The sequence below is a fragment of the Streptomyces sp. NPDC000229 genome, assembly GCF_040300825.1.
GTDB lineage: Bacteria > Actinomycetota > Actinomycetes > Streptomycetales > Streptomycetaceae > Streptomyces.
Map to the genome: position 1 here is coordinate 1 of NZ_JBEPEL010000012.1, position 15,783 is coordinate 15,783.

The following is a 15,783-nucleotide window of genomic DNA, read 5'->3' on the forward strand; positions in this document are numbered from 1 at the left end:
GGGACACCAAGTGGGTCGTCGCACCATGGAGTTGGCCGGGTGTCGGTTCCGTAGCGGCTCATGTACACTCTTTCCCTACACGACGCTCTTCCGATTCCATGGCGCCATTCACGGCCTCCTCCCTACTGAAATCGCTTGGGGAGTATGCCGAATTCTCTTCAGGGGAGATGTGGGAAGCGGGAGTCCTGACAGTCATGTCGTCCTGCTATGACTCCATTCTCTCGTTCGAGTCGATCGGGCGGATAGTCAATGCCGAAGAGGAGAGGGCCAATGGCCGGTGCAGGCGCGCGGTCGCGTCCCAACTGCATCTTGTTCATCAAGCCCTTGCTGGTGATTCATGAGATGATCGCTCCGGCAGCATGCTGGGCGAGCTCACCGGCCATGCCATCAACTCGGGTGTGGCCAACCTTGTTATTTAACCGAAATGATCTTTTCCCTACTGGACCGGGGAGTGGACTGGCGGGCGTGGAAGCAGCCGCGGATGATGTGGGGGCGTGGCCGATCTCGCCAGCGGGCTCATTCCTCCTTGCGAGGTTGAACGCACTGCCTCTCGGCGCGCTGCCGCAGGGCGGCATCAAGGGGTTCCAGCGCGTCTTGGGTCGGCGGGTAATGAGGCGCGTACGCAGAGCAGGCGTAGACGTTCCAGCCGGGGCCGCTGGCGCTGTGGACTTCGTGGACGAGGACTGGGGAGTCGGTGATGTGCTGGCAGCGGGCGCACATGCGGACCGGGTCGGGCATCACGCGACCTCCATGCCGTGGATCCAGTATGGGCCAGGGGTGTCGATGCCGAGGGTGGCAAGCAGCGGCGCGGCGCGGCGCTCGACTTGTTCGGCGAGGGCCCGTTCCGCCGGCAGGCGCATTCCCGGACGCAGCTCCCCAGCGACAATCCGTGCCGCGATGTGGTCAGCGACGGCTACGTACACCAGCTGCGGCGCCTGGGGGTCGAACTCCGGAATTTCGCGAGTAACCGAAGGACCAGGCGGCAGGAGCCCGCGTAAAGCGGTGGACGTGGTGCGGGTTATGTGTTCGGACGCCGGGTCGATCGACTCTCCGAACGGGCGATTCTTCGGCGTCGTGCGAAGGTTTTCTGCGGTTGAGTTCGACGTTCCTGACGATCCTGACGCAGATGGGTACATCTTTCAGTACGGAAAGGTGAACTGGCTCCCGGAGCCCACCTTTTCTTTGAGTCTGGTCCGCCAGCTTGAGGTAACGGATTCTTCCGGGGAGCATGAGGGATACCTCCAAGTTCAGTTCGAGCTCAGATATTCCTTGAGTGAAGAGCTTGAAAGTCTGGGAAGTCGCACGGAATGGTGGTTTCCCGGTGATGAATCCTCGCTCGACACGTGGCTGAGCTCCTTGGCGGAGCTGCCGATCGTCGACCTGCTTTCCAGGAAGGTCGCCAGGGAGTTCGCCGTATGGGAGGACGGGACCTGCTGAACACCCTTCGATGGAGCGACGATCGGGCGTGTGCCGTGTCCGACGCCTGGACCAGGGCCTTTTTGGTGGATCAAGGGATGCCGACGTTGGCGATCCTGTTCGAGGCCGACCCACAGCCGTCGGAGGTGTTTTCGACGGACGCCGGGGACGAGATCCTCAGGATCGGGTCGTTCGATGGCGACTTCGATTTCTTTCTGAATGTCGATACGGGTGAGGTTCTTTTCGGGATGGACAGGGACCCCGATCCCGTCTTCGCAAATACGAGCCTGTCCGCTTTCGTCGCATGTCTCCGGTGGGTCGACGCCAAGTTCCCGTTTTACTCGTCGCCCGACGACACCTCGGTGAAACTGGCTGCCGGGCAGCGGGTCCGGGAGTTCCTGCGGTCGGTGGACCCCGCGTGTGTCGAGGCCCCGGAGGGGTTCTGGAAGTCCTTCGTGCACGACGTCGAGAGCGGGGACTACTACGAGGGCTCGTTTTAGCTCGGGAGCTGGACCAGGCCGATCGCGTGTGCTCCTCGGTCTTGGTACGGACGGCGCGGACCTTCCAGGTGCCGGCGGGCAGGGGAACGGGTGCTTGGTCGGGCAGTCCACCGCCCGGGTACTCGACGTTCAAGTCGGTGCCCGCGCTCGCCGAGTCCATGAGCACCGACCTCACCGTCCAAGGTCAGCACACCTACTACGTCACCGTGGGCACGGGGCAGGTGCTCATGCACAATGTCGGCGGGGCAAATGCGGAGTCGCTTCGACGGCGCCTCCGGGCGCGTCGATTCCGGGGCGCACGCCCGCGACGGTGGGCAACTCCAGAGGACGGACGGACTACACAGAGATCTTCTTCGAGGCGAACCCTGCCCAGCGAGGAAATGTGTGAGCACCTCACGCTGTCGAACAGTAGGTGTTGAACCGATACCCCGGCCCCTTCTCGGCGGATTAAATTCACTCGCTGGAGAATCTCCGGGGAATCCCCACTGGAACGGTGAACAGTCGCGTGCACAGTGAAATCCGAAACCTCTGGAATGCGTTTTGTGACGCGTACGAAGAGACGGGCTCGACGCCGTCCCGTGGCAATGCCTTCGTCTATCAACACAGTTCGGGTCGAGGATCAGTTGGGCCACTGGTTCTCGCCCGTACCAGGTAAGTGCCAACGTCGGCGCAGGCTGGCCGAGTGGCCCTCGGTAGCCTGCGCCGACCATTTCCCATGGCGCCTGTCTTGCGGCGCCTGCTCGAATTCACCATGACGAGGTGCACAGTGTGGCGTGAGTTGATCGGGTCTGTGGGCCCTGATGTGACCTTTCACGGGTCGGAATCCGAGGAGACGATCGCCGCGCTTGAGCAGAGCCTCTCGTGTCGGCTGCCGCCCGACCTCGGAGAGGTGTTGTCCGAGGTCGGAGGCGTGTCCTGTCGGGGGGTCCCGGTCCTGTGGACTGCCGAAGAGGTGCTTCGCGAAAACCGTGCCCTCCGCGACGACCCCGACTTCGCCGATCTGTATATGCCCTTCGATCCGCTGTTGTTCTTCGGTGGCGGAGGTGGCGGAGGTGGCGGAGATCTGTTCGCTTTCATCCGCAATCCGGAACGCGACCGTGACATTTTTCTATGGGAGCACGAGAGTGACAGTCGCTATCGCGTCGCCTTTTCGCTGCGCGATTACTTGCGGCAAGCCATTTCCGGGGCAGGCGGTGACTGGTTCAGAGGTAATCCGGTATAGCTGATCCGAGCTACGTCGGACAAGGAATGTCGCCGACGGCGTGATACTCAGGGGTCAGCTCGTCCGTTCTGCTCGTCGTTCGACGACGCATCGGTGAAGATGAGTACGGGGTAGCGGATCCGGGAATTACGGCGTTCGGTGGTCCCGGCGTGTGTCGAGGCCGCGGATGGGTTCTCGACGTCGTTCGTGCACGACGTCGAGATCGGGGACTACTACGAGGGATCGTTGTAGCTCAGGAGCTGAACCAGGCCGACCCATGTGTGCTCGTCGGCCTTGGTGTGGACGGCGCGGACCCTCCAGGTGCCGGCGGGCAGCGGGACGGGTGCTTGCTCCGGCAGACCGCCGCCCGGGTACGTGACGTCCAGGTCGGTACCGGCGCTCACCGAGTCCATGAGCACCGCCGGGCCGTCCGTCGTCCAGGTGCCGCAGTCCTCCCAGGCGGTCGAGGGGCTCGTGAGGACGCGCTCGGCCGCGGCGGTCAGCTCGGCTTCGGACGAGGCGGCCAGCCATCGCAGGAAGGCGCGGTGCTCCGGGAGGTAGCGGGTGGTGGCCGGCTCGTCCCCCAGGATCAGGGCCTCGGCCTCCCCGCCTCTGATCGCGATCGCATCGGCCAGGTCCTCGACCGCGCACGCCCGGTCGTAGTCGTCCGGCGTATCGGTGTCGCCGACGATCATCCCGCCTTCGGTGCAGCCGCCCCATCCGGCCAGCGCGGAAACGGGAACGACGGCGAGGGGCCCGCCCATTGACTCCACCCAGGTGCGCTTCATGGCGTCAGTGTGCACTCGGCCACTGACAAGACCATGCCTGCCCGGTGGTATCCATGGGCCGCATGGATACCGAGCAGGCCGACCCCGCTGACCTCGCCGCCCTTCGTGCCGCCTTCGACGTGGACGACGGTGGCGCGTCCGCCCTGGGCTGGGAGGCCGTGTACGCCTTCGAGACGGAGCACGGCATCGTGGTGCCCGAGCCGTACCGGACGTTCGTCGCCGAGATAAGCGACGGCTCGTATGCCGGGCCGCCGGACTACGGGTTGGTGGGGCTGGCCGAGCTGCCGAACGACTGGGGGGACGGCAGGCCGGAGCGGGAGCTGAGCCGGCCGTTTCCGCTGACCGAGGCGTGGCTGTGGGAGGACGACCCGAGGCCGGAGGAGGAGATCGAGCCGATCCTCGACCAAGTCTTCGACCACGGTTCGATCGTGCTCGGTACGGACGGGTGCGGTATGTACTGGCACCTTGTCGTCACCGGGCCGCAGCGCGGCCGCATCTGGAACATCTGCGGTGAGGGCGCGACGCCCTTCGGGGCGGGCTTCGCCGGGTGGGTCGCGCACTGGGCCGCGGGCAGGCCGTGGTTCGACGACGAGTGAGACGGCGACGGGGCAACCCTTTGGGGGAGTTGTGAGTCTCCTGAGTGATCACGCCGTGATCGCACTGACGAGGAGACCACCATCACCGCCATACGCAAGACTCTGACCGCCACCGCAGTCGTCGGCGCCGTCCTGGCGGGTTCGGCCGCCTGCGGCACGGTGGAGCAGCTTTCCGCCGGGAAGAAGCTCGACCAGGCCTTCGAGAAGCTCGGCAAGGAGAAGACGATCTCCTTCGAGCTCGACCTGGACACCGACGCCCAGAGCCTGAAGGCGCTCGACGCCTCCTCGGACCCGGAGCCCGGCGAGGAGATTCCCGACGAGGCCGCCGATCTGCTCAGCGGCGCCAAGATCAGCGTCACCGTGCAGTCGAAGAAGCCGATCGACGAGTCCGGCGAGAAGGACTACGTCGGCATGGCCATGAAGGTCAGCACCAAGGACGGCGACCTCGTCGAGTACCGGGTCGTCGGCGACTACACCTACCTCCGCTCCGACATCGACGCCCTCGGCAAGGCGATGAACACCCCCATGCCGTCCGCGAAGGACCTGCCCCCGGAGGCGGGCGGCCTCAAGAAGGCGTTCGAGGGCGAGTGGGTCAAGTTCAACACCAAGGAGATGGAGAAGACCACCGCCGAGATGGGGGCGGAGCCCGGCGCCAAGCCCGCGCCCGAGCCCACCCTCGACGCCAAGACGCAGAAGCAACTGCTCGAGGCGCTCCGCGAGACCATCGCCCGCGAGGTCGAGTTCACGACCTCGTCCAGCAAGGACGGCACCGAGCACATCACCGCCACGGCTCCGTTCCGCACGCTGATCACGGAGCTGGTCGGCGAGATCCGCCCGCTCGCGAAGGACCTGCCCCCGGGCATGGAACTGCCGACGGACAAGGACCTGAAGGACGCCCCGAACGCCAAGGTCACGGCCGACTTCACGCTCAAGAACGGCGAACTGGCCGAAGTGAACATCGACCTCGCCAAGCTGGCCGAGGACGCGAAGGTCAAGAAGTTCGGCCTGGTGCTGCGGATGAGCGAGGGCCAGGCCCCCACGGCCCCGGCCGGTGCCACCGAGCTGGACATCGACGAGCTCATGGGTGGGTTCGTTGGCGCAATGATGTCCGACGAGGAATTCGGCGAGGAGGGCTTCCCGGAGGAGGGCTTCCCCGAGGACGCGGCGTAGCACACGCCGGGGCGGGGGGCGCGCGGGGCGTGGGGCGCGCATGGGGATACTGATGTCCGCGGGGCTGCTGGGGCCGCTCGCCCTCGTCCAGTGGTACGTGGCGTTCATGCGAGTGGCGGCCGGTGTCCTCCGCCTGGTCGCCGCGCCCCTGCTTCTCTTCCCCGCCGCTCCACGGCGCGGGTGACCGCGTATGCGGGGGGATCGCCGTGTTCTGAGGGGGCTCACGGGGGCACTCGTCGCCCAGGTGGTGCAGGCAGCGGCGCTGCGGGAGGCTGACGGCGATGGTGACGGGTCGGCGAGTGGATCCCGTGCAGATCCTCATCCGGGTCGGCGACACCGATCCGGACGTCGGCGGGAACGAGGAGGCCTACCAGGAGTGGGTGTACCTGGCCCGCGAGGCCGGGTGGGACGTGGTCGAGAGCCCCGGTTTCCAGGAGCCCGAGGACGGCGGGACGCAGTGCGGGCTCGTCGAGATCGAGGGCCTCACGTACCGCATCCACTACGGCCCACGGGCCCGGCTCGACCTGACGGATGGCGACACGGTCCTCGGGTACGCCGCATGGGCCGAGCCCGTACAGTGAGTAACTGCACGGGTGCGCAGTGCGGACGGCGCGCCCGATCCCCTCGGTACCCGGGGCTGTTGCAGACGGCGCCGTACGCGCGGGTGCTGTTTACGCGGCCCCGACGTCGTACAGGCCGCCGTGCGTCTCGCGGTGAGCACCCTCCGCCTGGCGTTCGGTGACGCCGACCGGGCCGCGGTGACATCCGCGGCCGGGAACGGCTCATGGACGGCCGGCGCTGGTACGGGGCTGTGGCGGCGGACAGGGAGTTCTAGGGCCGGTCCGACGGTTCTTCCTCCGCCCCGCTGAGGTGGGCGTACGGCGCCACGGACACGCCTTCGGCGACGGCTCGACGGTCGTCCTCGCCCGCTGCCGGGTCGAGGTCGCCGGCCCACAGGGACCTCATGGACCACACGGCGAACCCGGCGTGGAAGTCGTGGCCGATGTCGGACGGCGTGCTGGTGTACCCCAGGGCTTGGAGATCGGCGACGACGTCGTCGAGGAACCGGTGGGTGAGCTGGACACCGGCGTAGTGGGCTTCGGCGTCGCCACCCTCGCCGCTGTAGCTGATTTCCACGAGTTCGACCGTGTCGTCCTCCGCGTAGGTGACCACGAGCATCGGCGAGGTGTCGTAGACCGCGCGCTCGCCCCCAGGGCCGTGGTGCGGCGGCCCGACGCGCTCCTCGACGTCGGAGCGACGGTCTCCGATTTTGACGAGGTCGACGCCGTGTCCGGGAATGATCAGCATGCCGGGATCATGCCAGCCGACGCACGAGTTGTGCGAATGGTTGTACGAGTCTGATGAAGTCGTCGTATGAGAAGCCACACATTCTGTTTCGCGTGACGGTCGCGGTGCCCGCGTCGCTGGGTCTGGCATGGATGGGGACTTCAGCACACTGCCGGCCGCACGGAGCGTCCGCGCCTATGTGACGCAGTTCGTGGCGCGGGTCACCGAGCGGAACCGGCTGCCGCTCGACTACAGCGTCGCCAGCCTGCGGCTCGTCGACCTCGTCGTCGACGGCCTGCGGCGCGACCAGCCCGAGCGGTCGCGGGTCGAGCCGTTCCTGTGCGGGCTCGGTGCGTACACCGGGGAGGTCATCGTGCGGCGGGCCGGGGCGGAGTGGGTGGACTTCGACGACGGGCAGCGGGAGTACTTCGGGCAGCCCGTCGGCATCGTGATGCCGGACGGGCGGGCCTGGAACCCGCTGGGCAAGGTCGTGAACCGGTTCGAGGCGGGCCCGGAGGAGTCCGTCCAGCACTTCTACCTGATGATCCACGGCCGGGCGGGGCGCGGGAAGGTGCTGCTGTGACACTTCCGTGCGTTCTGGCGCAGAGAATGGTGGGGGATCTGTGACGGGCGGCGCGAAGAGGGCAGTGTGGGGGCGTACGACACGGAGCTCGGCGCTGCCGTCGAGCGCGCCCAGCGGGGGGACGAGGACGCGTTCGCGCGGGCGTACCGGCTGGTCCACCCAGGGCTGCTCGGATACGTACGCGGGCTCGTCGGCGACGACGCGGAGGACGTCGCCGCCGAGGCGTGGCTGGAGATCGCCCGGGACCTCGGGCGTTTCCGGGGCGACGGCGCGGGTTTCCGCGGGTGGACGGCGACCATCGCCCGCCACCGGGCGCTCGACCATCTGCGCAAGCAGAAGCGAAGCCCCCGTACCTCTTTAATCGAACAGGACGTACTGGATTTGCCGGGCGGCCAGGACACGGCCGCCGCGGCTCTGGAGAGCCTCTCGACGGAGCAGGCGCTCGCGATGATTCGCGGGCTGCCCCGCGAGCAGGCCGAAGCGGTGCTGCTCCGCGTGGTCGTGGGGCTGGACGGGCCCGCGACGGCGCGGGTGTTGGGCAAGCGGCCGGGAGCGGTGCGCACCGCCGCGTACCGAGGACTGAAGAAACTCGCCGGGCGACTGGCGCAGGGCGGAGCTAGGGGATGAGCAGGGACAGGAAGCCGCGGGACGGTGACGCCGCGGCCGGTGACACCGTGGTGCCGGCCGCGGTGCCGGCCGCGCTGCTGGCGGCCGTCGTGCGGAACGCCGAGGTCGACCCGGCGGGTGAGGAACGGGCGGTCGCGGCGTTCCGGGCGGCCCGTGACGAGGGCCGGCACGCCGTGGGCAAGACCCGGCGGCGTGACGACTGGCGGCCGGGCCGGGAGCAGCGCCGTCGGCGTTCGCTGCGGGCGGCGGCGATGGGGCTGGCGGCGACCGTGCTGCTGGGCGGTGTCGCCGTGGCGGCGCAGACCGGCGCGATCCCCTCGCCATTCGGCGGCGGTGACGGCGGTGCGGTCCCGGAGCCACGGCCTTCGACGACGTCCACGCCCGAAGGCGGCGTACCGGCGACGCCGCTCGCGGAGCGGCCGCGCGCGGAGCAGGGTCCGATCTCACGGCCGACGCGCTCGGCGCGTACGTCCGGGGCCGGCACGGGTGAGGAGAACGGCGCGGAGGGGGTCGACGGTCGCTCCGACGGGAAGTCGGGCCCGAAGCCCAAGGGCAAGGCCGGGTCCCACTCCGGGGCGAACGCCGGTGGCCGGGCGGGTGCGAAGGACGGGCAGCAGCCGGACACGAAGGCCGGGCGGAAGCCGAACGCCAAGGCGGGTACGGAGTCCGCCGGGAAGCCCGACACGCCCCCGGAGGCAAAGCCGGCCACGAAGGGCGGCTCGAAGGACAGATCGAAGGGCGGCCCCAAGGGTGGTTCGCAGGGCGGCAGCTCGAAGGTGAGCGGCGGCTCCAAGGGCGGGCCGAAGACGGCTGCCGAGCCGGGTGGCGGAAAGCCCGCCGCGAAGGGCGACGGAAAGCCCGCCGCGAAGGGCGGCAGCTCGAAGGTGAGCGGCGGCTCGAAGAACGGGCCGAAGGCGGCCGCCGAGCCCGGGGGGAAGGCGACCGGCGCCGAGCCGCAGAAGGCGGGGGCGCATTCCCGGCCGGGCGGCCCTGCCAAGAACGACCCGAACGGCAAGCCATGACCTGCACCCGTGTCCGGGGCGGAGGACGACCGGGGCCGCCACCCCCCACAGGAGAGGCCCCGGTCGTCGTCCACGGGTCCGTGGTACGGCCCCGTACTCCTATCAGCGCCACGGGTGCGGTTTCTGTCACACCGCATTCAGTCAACGTGATGTTGCAGGTTGTACAAGACGTGGACGCGACGGCGGGTGACCACGTAGCGTGCTGCTGCGCGCCGGGCGTAGTGACGGCGGTGACCAGCCGCGATGACGAACAGGTAGTGGGAGTGCTGGGGGACGACGCGGAGCTGACCACCGCGGTGCTGGCGGCGCAGGACGGGGACGAAGACGCCTTCCGTGCTGTGTACCGCGCCGTGCATCCGCGGTTGCTCGGCTACATACGCACGCTGGTCGGCGACGCCGACGCGGAGGACGTCGCGTCCGAGGCCTGGCTCCAGATCTCCCGTGACCTCGACCGGTTCAGCGGGGACGCCGACCGCTTCCGCGGCTGGGCGGCCCGTATCGCTCGCAACCGCGCCCTGGACCACCTGCGCATGCGCGGCAGGCGCCCCGCCGTCGGTGGGGACGAGACCGAGCTCACGGACAAGCCGGCCGAGTCCGACACCGCGGACGAGGCCATGGAAGCCCTGGCCACCGGCCGGACCATGAACCTGATCGCGCAGCTTCCGCAGGACCAGGCGGAGGCCGTCATCCTGCGTGTCGTCGTCGGGCTGGACGCCAAGAGCGCCGCCAAGACGCTGGGCAAGCGACCCGGCGCCGTACGTACCGCCGCCCACCGCGGACTGAAGCGGCTGGCCGAGCTGCTGGAGGCGGACGCGGGTGCCGGCGCCCCGGCCGAAACCCCGCCCGGCGCGCTGAGCGCCGTGCCGCCACAGCCCAAGCACCGTGCGGTTTCCGGGGTGCGTACCGGTGTGACGCATTGGCGCTCGCGGACGCAGAAGGACATGTGATGGCCGACGAGCGGGATGAGTGGCTCGACCAGGACGCGGCGGAGAACCTGCTGCGGGGTGAACCGGTCGGTCCCGTCGACGATCACGCGCGGGAGCGGGCCCGGCAGGTCGCGCGGGCGCTGGACGCCCTGCGCGCCGCCGCCGACCCCGCGGCGGGCGAGCTGCCAGGCGAGGAGGCCGCGCTGGCGGCGTTCCGTGAGGCGCGGGCGGAGAGGGCCGCCGGGGCGCGAGCCGCCGTGACACCGTTGTCCGGTTCGCCCGGCGTCGCGGACGTGCCGGACCTCGGTGCGGTACGCGACAGTGCGGGGCCCAGGAGACGGATGCGCTGGGCACGGCCCGTGCGGTGGGGCCTGGCCGCGTCGGTCGCCGGCCTGGCCGTCGGCGGCGTGGCCGTGGGCGCCGGTACGGGCATGCTGCCGGTGCTGGGCGGCGAGAGCGAGCCGCTGCCCGCCGCGTCGGTGTCCGGTGTCGCCACGCCGGGTACGTCGGCGTCCGGCGGGGTGACCGCCGGCTCCGGCTCCGCCACACCCGGAACGGGCGGCGAGCCCGGGGGCGTACCGCCGTCCGCGTCGGCGACGCCCGGGGCGGGCGAGGAGCGCGTCCCGGGGCGCCCGGACCCGGAGTCGAACGGCGGAGTCGGGGACGACGACGGTTCGGGCGGGCCCGGGGACGGCACGGGTGACGTGCCGGGTGCGGGACCGGACTCGGGTTCCTCCGGCATCTCCGGCTCCGGCTCGGAGCACGGCTGGCCGGCGCGGACCGTGGAGGACTGCCGGGACTACCGCGACGGCCGCCTCGACCGGGACCGCCGGGAGCGGCTCGCCGACGAGGCCGAGGGCGAGGCCAACATCAAGATCCTGTGCGACAAGGCGCTGTCCGGTGACGCCCAGCACCAGAACGGCTCCACCGGCGCCGGCGGTTCCACCGGCTCCGGCTCCGGCTCCGGCAGCGGCGGCCACGGGGGCGACGGCTCCGGCGGCGGCAGCGGCTCCGGCACGGGTGGTGGCTCGGGCGGCGGCGAGGACGAGGGCCGCGACGACGACGACTCGGACGCGGCGCGCCCGTCGGTCTCCTGGACTCCGCTGGCCCCGGCGCTCTCCGTGCGCCGGACCGGATGGGTCTTCTGACCCGCCGAACGGCCCTTGACCTGCGGTTTCAAAATTTCTTCCGCGAGGGTGTGACGTTTTTCCACCCCACGGCGCAGTAATGAGTGAGCCGACTGGTCATCGGCAGCGCGAAGAGCCGGGGTTCCCCCCGTACCTACGGCTCAGCGCACACGGCGCGGGCGGGACACGTTCCCCCGGTCCCGCCCGCGCCCTCTCTTCTCCCCACGGATCGCCAACGGATCACCAGTGGACGACGACCTTGTCCCCGACCTTCACCTGGTCGAAGACCGCGGCGAGCCGTTCCATGTCCCGGACGTTGACGCAGCCGTGCGAGCCGCCGTTGTAGCCGCGGGCCTTGAAGTCCGACGAGTAGTGCACGGCCTGGCCGCCGCTGAAGAACATCGAGTACGGCATCGAGGTGTGGTAGAGCGTCGACTCCCACTCCCGTTCCTTGCGGTCGACCTTGAAGATGCCTTCGCGGGTCGGCGTGTTCTCCGAGCCGAAGCGGACGTCCATCGCCGACACGACCTTGCCGTCGATCATCCAGGCGAGGGTCCGGCTCTCCTTGCTGATGCACAGCACCCGGCCCGTCATACAGCGCGCGTCGGGCTTGTCCAGCTCGTTGGTGGTCGGCGGCCGCAGCTCCGCGGCGCTCGGCTTGCGCGAGCTGGACGTCAGCTTCGCCCAGGTCGTCCCGTCGACCTCGCCGGTGGCGGACAGTCCCTGCTTCTTCTGGAACGCCGAGACCGCCTTGGCGGTCATCGAGCCGTAGAAGGCGGTGGGGCTGCGGTGGAAGTGGCCGAGCTGGCGCAGCCGCGCCTGCACCTCGCGGACCTGCTCGTTCTCCGTACCCTCCGCCATCAGGACCTTCGCGGCGGGCGGCGAGGCCGGCGCGGGGGCCGTCGGCTCGGCACCGCCGGCGGCCGACGCGCCCGACGAGGGCGAGGCGGACGCCGAGGGTGACCCTTCCGACGGTGAGGCCGCCCCCCCGGCCGCCCCCACGGCCTGGGTGGTGCAGCCGGTGGCGGCCAGGGCGACGGCGGCTGCGGCCAGTACCGCTCTGCGTATGACGGACGTACGGTGCATGTGAGCCCCCCCGAGTTGATGACCTGTACCTATTGGATGCTCGTCAGGGGTGCTTGGTTGCGCGCTGCGGCGCATGCTGTGAGCAAGGTCCCAGCGTGCGGCTCTCCACCCGTCGCACGCCCGCCGCTACAGTCCGTCGCGAGGGTCGGTACCAGCGAGTAGGTCGAATCGGAAGGCACAGCACATGGCGCGCGAGTCGGAGTCGGGACTGCCCATCGAGCCGGTGTACGGGCCGGACGCTCTGAGTGGGTGGGACCCCGACGAGAAACTGGGCGAACCGGGCTCGTACCCCTTCACGCGCGGTGTCTACCCGACGATGTACACCGGGCGGCCGTGGACGATGCGCCAGTACGCCGGTTTCGGCACCGCCGTGGAGTCCAACGCCCGGTACAAGCAGCTGATCGCCAACGGCACCATGGGCCTGTCGGTCGCGTTCGACCTGCCGACCCAGATGGGGCACGACAGCGACGCTCCGATCGCGCACGGCGAGGTCGGCAAGGTGGGCGTGGCGATCGACTCGATCGACGACATGCGGGTGCTGTTCGGCGGGATCCCGCTGGACAAGGTCTCCACCTCGATGACGATCAACGCCCCCGCCGCTCTCCTCCTGCTCCTGTACCAACTCGTCGGCGAGGAGCAGGGCGTCCCGGCGGACAAGCTGACCGGCACCATCCAGAACGATGTGCTCAAGGAGTACATCGCGCGCGGCACGTACATCTTCCCGCCGAAGCCGTCGCTGCGGCTGATCGCGGACATCTTCAAGTACTGCAAGGCCGAGATCCCGAAGTGGAACACCATCTCGATCTCCGGCTACCACATGGCGGAGGCCGGGGCGTCGCCCGCCCAGGAGATCGCCTTCACCCTCGCGGACGGCATCGAGTACGTCCGTACGGCCGTGGCCGCGGGCATGGACGTCGACGACTTCGCGCCCCGCCTCTCGTTCTTCTTCGTCGCCCGCACCACCATCCTCGAAGAGGTCGCGAAGTTCCGGGCCGCCCGCCGTATCTGGGCGCGGGTGATGCGGGACGAGTTCGGCGCGAAGAACCCCAAGTCGATGATGCTGCGCTTCCACACCCAGACGGCGGGCGTGCAGCTCACCGCCCAGCAGCCCGAGGTGAACCTGGTGCGCGTCGCCGTACAGGGCCTGGCGGCGGTCCTCGGCGGTACGCAGTCCCTGCACACCAACTCCTTCGACGAGGCCATCGCGCTGCCGACGGACAAGAGCGCCCGCCTGGCGCTGCGTACGCAGCAGGTCCTGGCGTACGAGACGGACGTCACCGCCACCGTCGACCCGTTCGCCGGGTCCTACGTCATCGAGAAGATGACGGACGAGGTGGAGGCCGCGGCCCTCGAGCTGATGACGAAGGTCGAGGACCTCGGCGGCGCGGTCAACGCCATCGAGCGCGGCTTCCAGAAGAACGAGATCGAGCGCTCCGCCTACCGCATCGCCCAGGAGACCGACTCCGGCGAGCGCGTCGTCGTCGGCGTCAACCGCTACACGCTCGACGAGGAGGAGCCCTACGAGCCGCTGCGCGTCGACCCGGCGATCGAGGCCCAGCAGGCCGAGCGCCTCGCCAAGCTGCGCGCCGAGCGCGACCAGGCGGCGGTCGACACGGCGCTCGCGGAGCTGAAGAAGGCCGCCGAGGGCACCGACAACGTCCTGTACCCGATGAAGGACGCCCTCAAGGCCCGGGCCACGGTCGGCGAGGTCTGCAACGCGCTGCGCGAGGTGTGGGGGACGTACGTCCCGACGGACGCGTTCTGACGCGTACGCCCGCTATTCCGCGAGCCGGAAACCTGAGGCGGAGTGTCGTACCCCTGTGCGACACTCCGCCCCATGCTGGGTGTCACCGATCTGCCGACCTATCTCGCGGGCCTCGTCCTGATCATTCTGCTGCCGGGGCCGAATTCGCTGTACGTGCTGTCCGTCGCCGCCCGGCGCGGCGTACGGACCGGGTATGTCGCCGCCTCCGGTGTGTGGTGCGGCGACACGGTCCTGATGACGCTGTCCGCGGCCGGTGTCGCCTCTCTGCTCCAGGCGAACGCGCTGCTGTTCGGGATCGTGAAGTTCGCGGGCGCCGGTTACCTGACGTGGCTCGCTGTCGGGATGCTGCGGGCGGCCTGGTCGATGTGGCGGACGCGGCGGGAGCGGGTGGCGGAGGAGCTCGGCGAGGCCGCTCCGGAGGCGGCCGCGGAGCGGCCGTTCCGGCGGGCTTTCGTGATCAGCCTGCTGAACCCGAAGGCGATCCTGTTCTTCATCGCGTTCTTCGTCCAGTTCGTCGACCCGGCGTACCAGTACCCCGCGCTGTCCTTCGTGGTGCTCGGGTCGCTCGCGCAGGCGGCGAGCGTCCTCTACCTCACCCTGCTGATATTCGCCGGCACGCACCTGGCCGCCGCGTTCCGCCGCCGCAAGCGCCTTTCGGCCACCGCCACCTCGGCGGCGGGCGCGCTGTTCCTCGGCTTCGCGGTGAAGCTCTCGCTCAGCAGCGCGGTGTGAGTGCCGGGCGGGCTTGACCCTGACACCGTGTGAGGCCGTGTCGTAGGAGGCGTCATGTTCACCATCGGAGACTTCGCCAGACACGGCCGGGTGTCGGTCCGGATGCTGCGCCACTACGACGCCATCGGACTGCTGCGCCCCGCCCGCGTCGACCCGTACAGCGGCTACCGCTTCTACGAAGCCGGTCAGCTCGCCCGGCTCAACCGCGTCATCGCGCTCAAGGACCTCGGCTTCACGCTCGACCAGGTGCGGTCGATCCTCGACGAACAGGTCGGCGCCGAGGAGCTGCGCGGGATGCTGCGGCTGCGGCAGGCCGAGCTGGAATCGGCCATCGGCGAGGCGGCCGCGCGGCTGGCGCAAGTCGGGGCGAGGCTCCGAGCCATCGAGAGCGAGGGACACATGTCCACGCAGGATGTCGTCGTCAAGAGCGTTCCGGGCGTCCGGCTGGCCGAGCTGACCGGCATCGCCGCGGGCTTCGGTCCGGGCGAGATCGGGCCCGTCATCACGCCCCTCTACCAGGAGCTGTGCACCCGTCTGGAGGCCGCCGGAGTCACCGGCTTCGGCCCGGGCATCGCCTACTACGAGGACGCCCCGGCGGGCGACGGCTCGATCGTCGTCCACGCGGGGATGACCGTCCCGGCAGGCGTGGCCGTGCCGGACGTCCCCGACGTGCGGATCGTCGACCTGCCCGGCATCGACGAGGCGGCGACGGTCGTCCACCGGGGCCCGATGGACGAGCTGCTGCCCACCATCCAGACCCTGGCCACCTGGATCGACACCAACGGCTACCGCTCGGCGGGCTACTCGCGCGAGCTGTACCTGGAGTGCCCCGAGGACCACGCCAAGTGGGTCACGGAGATCCAGGAGCCGGTCGTCAGGGCGACCTGAGCCCCCTCCTGGCAGTGGCTGGAATCCCTTTTCGGGGGAATGTCCGGACGGTTGACATGGCCCTGTCGT

General features: G+C 69.7%; 19 protein-coding genes. 15 read left to right on the top strand and 4 right to left on the bottom strand.

Annotated features, from left to right (window positions below; translation table 11 throughout):
* Positions 1-737 precede the first annotated feature (737 nt).
* The gene (locus ABT360_RS09265) at positions 738-923 is read right to left on the bottom strand and encodes a GntR family transcriptional regulator (protein ID WP_351813145.1); all 186 of its coding nucleotides are present in this window, start codon (positions 921-923) and stop codon (positions 738-740) included.
* 79 nt (positions 924-1,002) lie between these two features.
* On the opposite strand from ABT360_RS09265, the gene ABT360_RS09270 reads away from it, so the two are divergent.
* The 3 genes from ABT360_RS09270 (at position 1,003) to ABT360_RS09280 (ending at position 3,138) form a co-directional block, all read left to right on the top strand.
* A complete protein-coding gene (locus ABT360_RS09270; RefSeq protein ID WP_351813148.1) occupies positions 1,003-1,437 on the top strand; it encodes a hypothetical protein in 435 nt (144 codons plus the stop codon).
* Positions 1,416-1,916, top strand: a complete 501-nt coding sequence (locus ABT360_RS09275; protein ID WP_351813151.1) for an SUKH-4 family immunity protein — start codon at positions 1,416-1,418, stop codon at positions 1,914-1,916. Before ABT360_RS09270 ends, ABT360_RS09275 begins: the two co-directional genes overlap by 22 nt.
* Positions 1,917-2,598: 682 nt before the next feature.
* Entirely contained in the window at positions 2,599-3,138 is a 540-nt protein-coding gene (locus tag ABT360_RS09280) for an SMI1/KNR4 family protein (protein ID WP_351813154.1), read from the top strand.
* Positions 3,139-3,350: 212 nt separating this feature from the next.
* On the opposite strand, the gene ABT360_RS09285 is transcribed toward ABT360_RS09280, so the two are convergent.
* Positions 3,351-3,905, bottom strand: coding sequence for an Imm21 family immunity protein (locus ABT360_RS09285; RefSeq protein WP_351813157.1), 555 nt, complete (start codon positions 3,903-3,905; stop codon positions 3,351-3,353).
* Positions 3,906-3,967: 62 nt separating this feature from the next.
* On the opposite strand from ABT360_RS09285, the gene ABT360_RS09290 reads away from it, so the two are divergent.
* The 4 genes from ABT360_RS09290 (at position 3,968) to ABT360_RS09305 (ending at position 6,252) form a co-directional block, all read left to right on the top strand.
* Positions 3,968-4,501, top strand: coding sequence for an SMI1/KNR4 family protein (locus ABT360_RS09290; RefSeq protein WP_351813160.1), 534 nt, complete (start codon positions 3,968-3,970; stop codon positions 4,499-4,501).
* A 159-nt stretch (positions 4,502-4,660) separates the two neighbouring features.
* Positions 4,661-5,671 carry a hypothetical protein gene (locus tag ABT360_RS09295; RefSeq protein WP_351813163.1) on the top strand — a complete coding sequence of 337 codons (1,011 nt, stop codon included), beginning with the start codon at positions 4,661-4,663 and terminating at the stop codon, positions 5,669-5,671.
* A 40-nt stretch (positions 5,672-5,711) separates the two neighbouring features.
* Entirely contained in the window at positions 5,712-5,855 is a 144-nt protein-coding gene (locus tag ABT360_RS09300) for a hypothetical protein (protein WP_351813166.1), read from the top strand.
* Positions 5,856-5,979: 124 nt separating this feature from the next.
* Complete coding sequence (locus tag ABT360_RS09305; RefSeq protein WP_351813168.1) at positions 5,980-6,252, top strand: hypothetical protein; 273 nt, start codon at positions 5,980-5,982, stop codon at positions 6,250-6,252.
* A gap of 250 nt (positions 6,253-6,502) precedes the next feature.
* Here the strand turns inward: ABT360_RS09305 and ABT360_RS09310 are convergent, their stop codons facing one another.
* Positions 6,503-6,979: a hypothetical protein gene (locus tag ABT360_RS09310; RefSeq protein ID WP_351813171.1), complete on the bottom strand. Its 477-nt coding sequence runs from the start codon at positions 6,977-6,979 to the stop codon at positions 6,503-6,505.
* 127 nt (positions 6,980-7,106) lie between these two features.
* Between ABT360_RS09310 and ABT360_RS09315 the strand changes: the two genes are divergently transcribed.
* From ABT360_RS09315 to ABT360_RS09335, 5 genes are all read left to right on the top strand, one after another.
* Entirely contained in the window at positions 7,107-7,541 is a 435-nt protein-coding gene (locus tag ABT360_RS09315) for a hypothetical protein (protein WP_351813174.1), read from the top strand.
* 66 nt (positions 7,542-7,607) lie between these two features.
* Positions 7,608-8,168 (top strand): RNA polymerase sigma factor, encoded by a 561-nt coding sequence (locus ABT360_RS09320; RefSeq protein ID WP_351813177.1) that lies wholly within the window; start codon positions 7,608-7,610, stop codon positions 8,166-8,168.
* Positions 8,165-9,190 carry a hypothetical protein gene (locus tag ABT360_RS09325; RefSeq protein WP_351813180.1) on the top strand — a complete coding sequence of 342 codons (1,026 nt, stop codon included), beginning with the start codon at positions 8,165-8,167 and terminating at the stop codon, positions 9,188-9,190. The genes ABT360_RS09320 and ABT360_RS09325 overlap by 4 nt, the downstream gene beginning before the upstream one ends.
* Before the next feature lie 263 nt (positions 9,191-9,453).
* Positions 9,454-10,137, top strand: coding sequence for an RNA polymerase sigma factor (locus ABT360_RS09330; RefSeq protein WP_351813372.1), 684 nt, complete (start codon positions 9,454-9,456; stop codon positions 10,135-10,137).
* A complete protein-coding gene (locus ABT360_RS09335) occupies positions 10,137-11,264 on the top strand; it encodes a hypothetical protein (RefSeq protein ID WP_351813182.1) in 1,128 nt (375 codons plus the stop codon). Before ABT360_RS09330 ends, ABT360_RS09335 begins: the two co-directional genes overlap by 1 nt.
* Positions 11,265-11,483: 219 nt before the next feature.
* Here the strand turns inward: ABT360_RS09335 and ABT360_RS09340 are convergent, their stop codons facing one another.
* On the bottom strand, positions 11,484-12,329 hold the full coding sequence (locus tag ABT360_RS09340; protein WP_351813185.1) for a L,D-transpeptidase family protein: 846 nt from the start codon (positions 12,327-12,329) through the stop codon (positions 11,484-11,486).
* Positions 12,330-12,513: 184 nt separating this feature from the next.
* Between ABT360_RS09340 and ABT360_RS09345 the strand changes: the two genes are divergently transcribed.
* The 3 genes from ABT360_RS09345 (at position 12,514) to ABT360_RS09355 (ending at position 15,714) form a co-directional block, all read left to right on the top strand.
* The gene (locus ABT360_RS09345) at positions 12,514-14,094 is read left to right on the top strand and encodes an acyl-CoA mutase large subunit family protein (protein ID WP_351813188.1); all 1,581 of its coding nucleotides are present in this window, start codon (positions 12,514-12,516) and stop codon (positions 14,092-14,094) included.
* A 72-nt stretch (positions 14,095-14,166) separates the two neighbouring features.
* Positions 14,167-14,826, top strand: coding sequence for a leucine efflux protein LeuE (leuE, locus tag ABT360_RS09350; protein ID WP_351813191.1), 660 nt, complete (start codon positions 14,167-14,169; stop codon positions 14,824-14,826).
* A 54-nt stretch (positions 14,827-14,880) separates the two neighbouring features.
* Positions 14,881-15,714 carry a MerR family transcriptional regulator gene (locus tag ABT360_RS09355; RefSeq protein WP_351813194.1) on the top strand — a complete coding sequence of 278 codons (834 nt, stop codon included), beginning with the start codon at positions 14,881-14,883 and terminating at the stop codon, positions 15,712-15,714.
* Positions 15,715-15,783 lie beyond the last annotated feature (69 nt).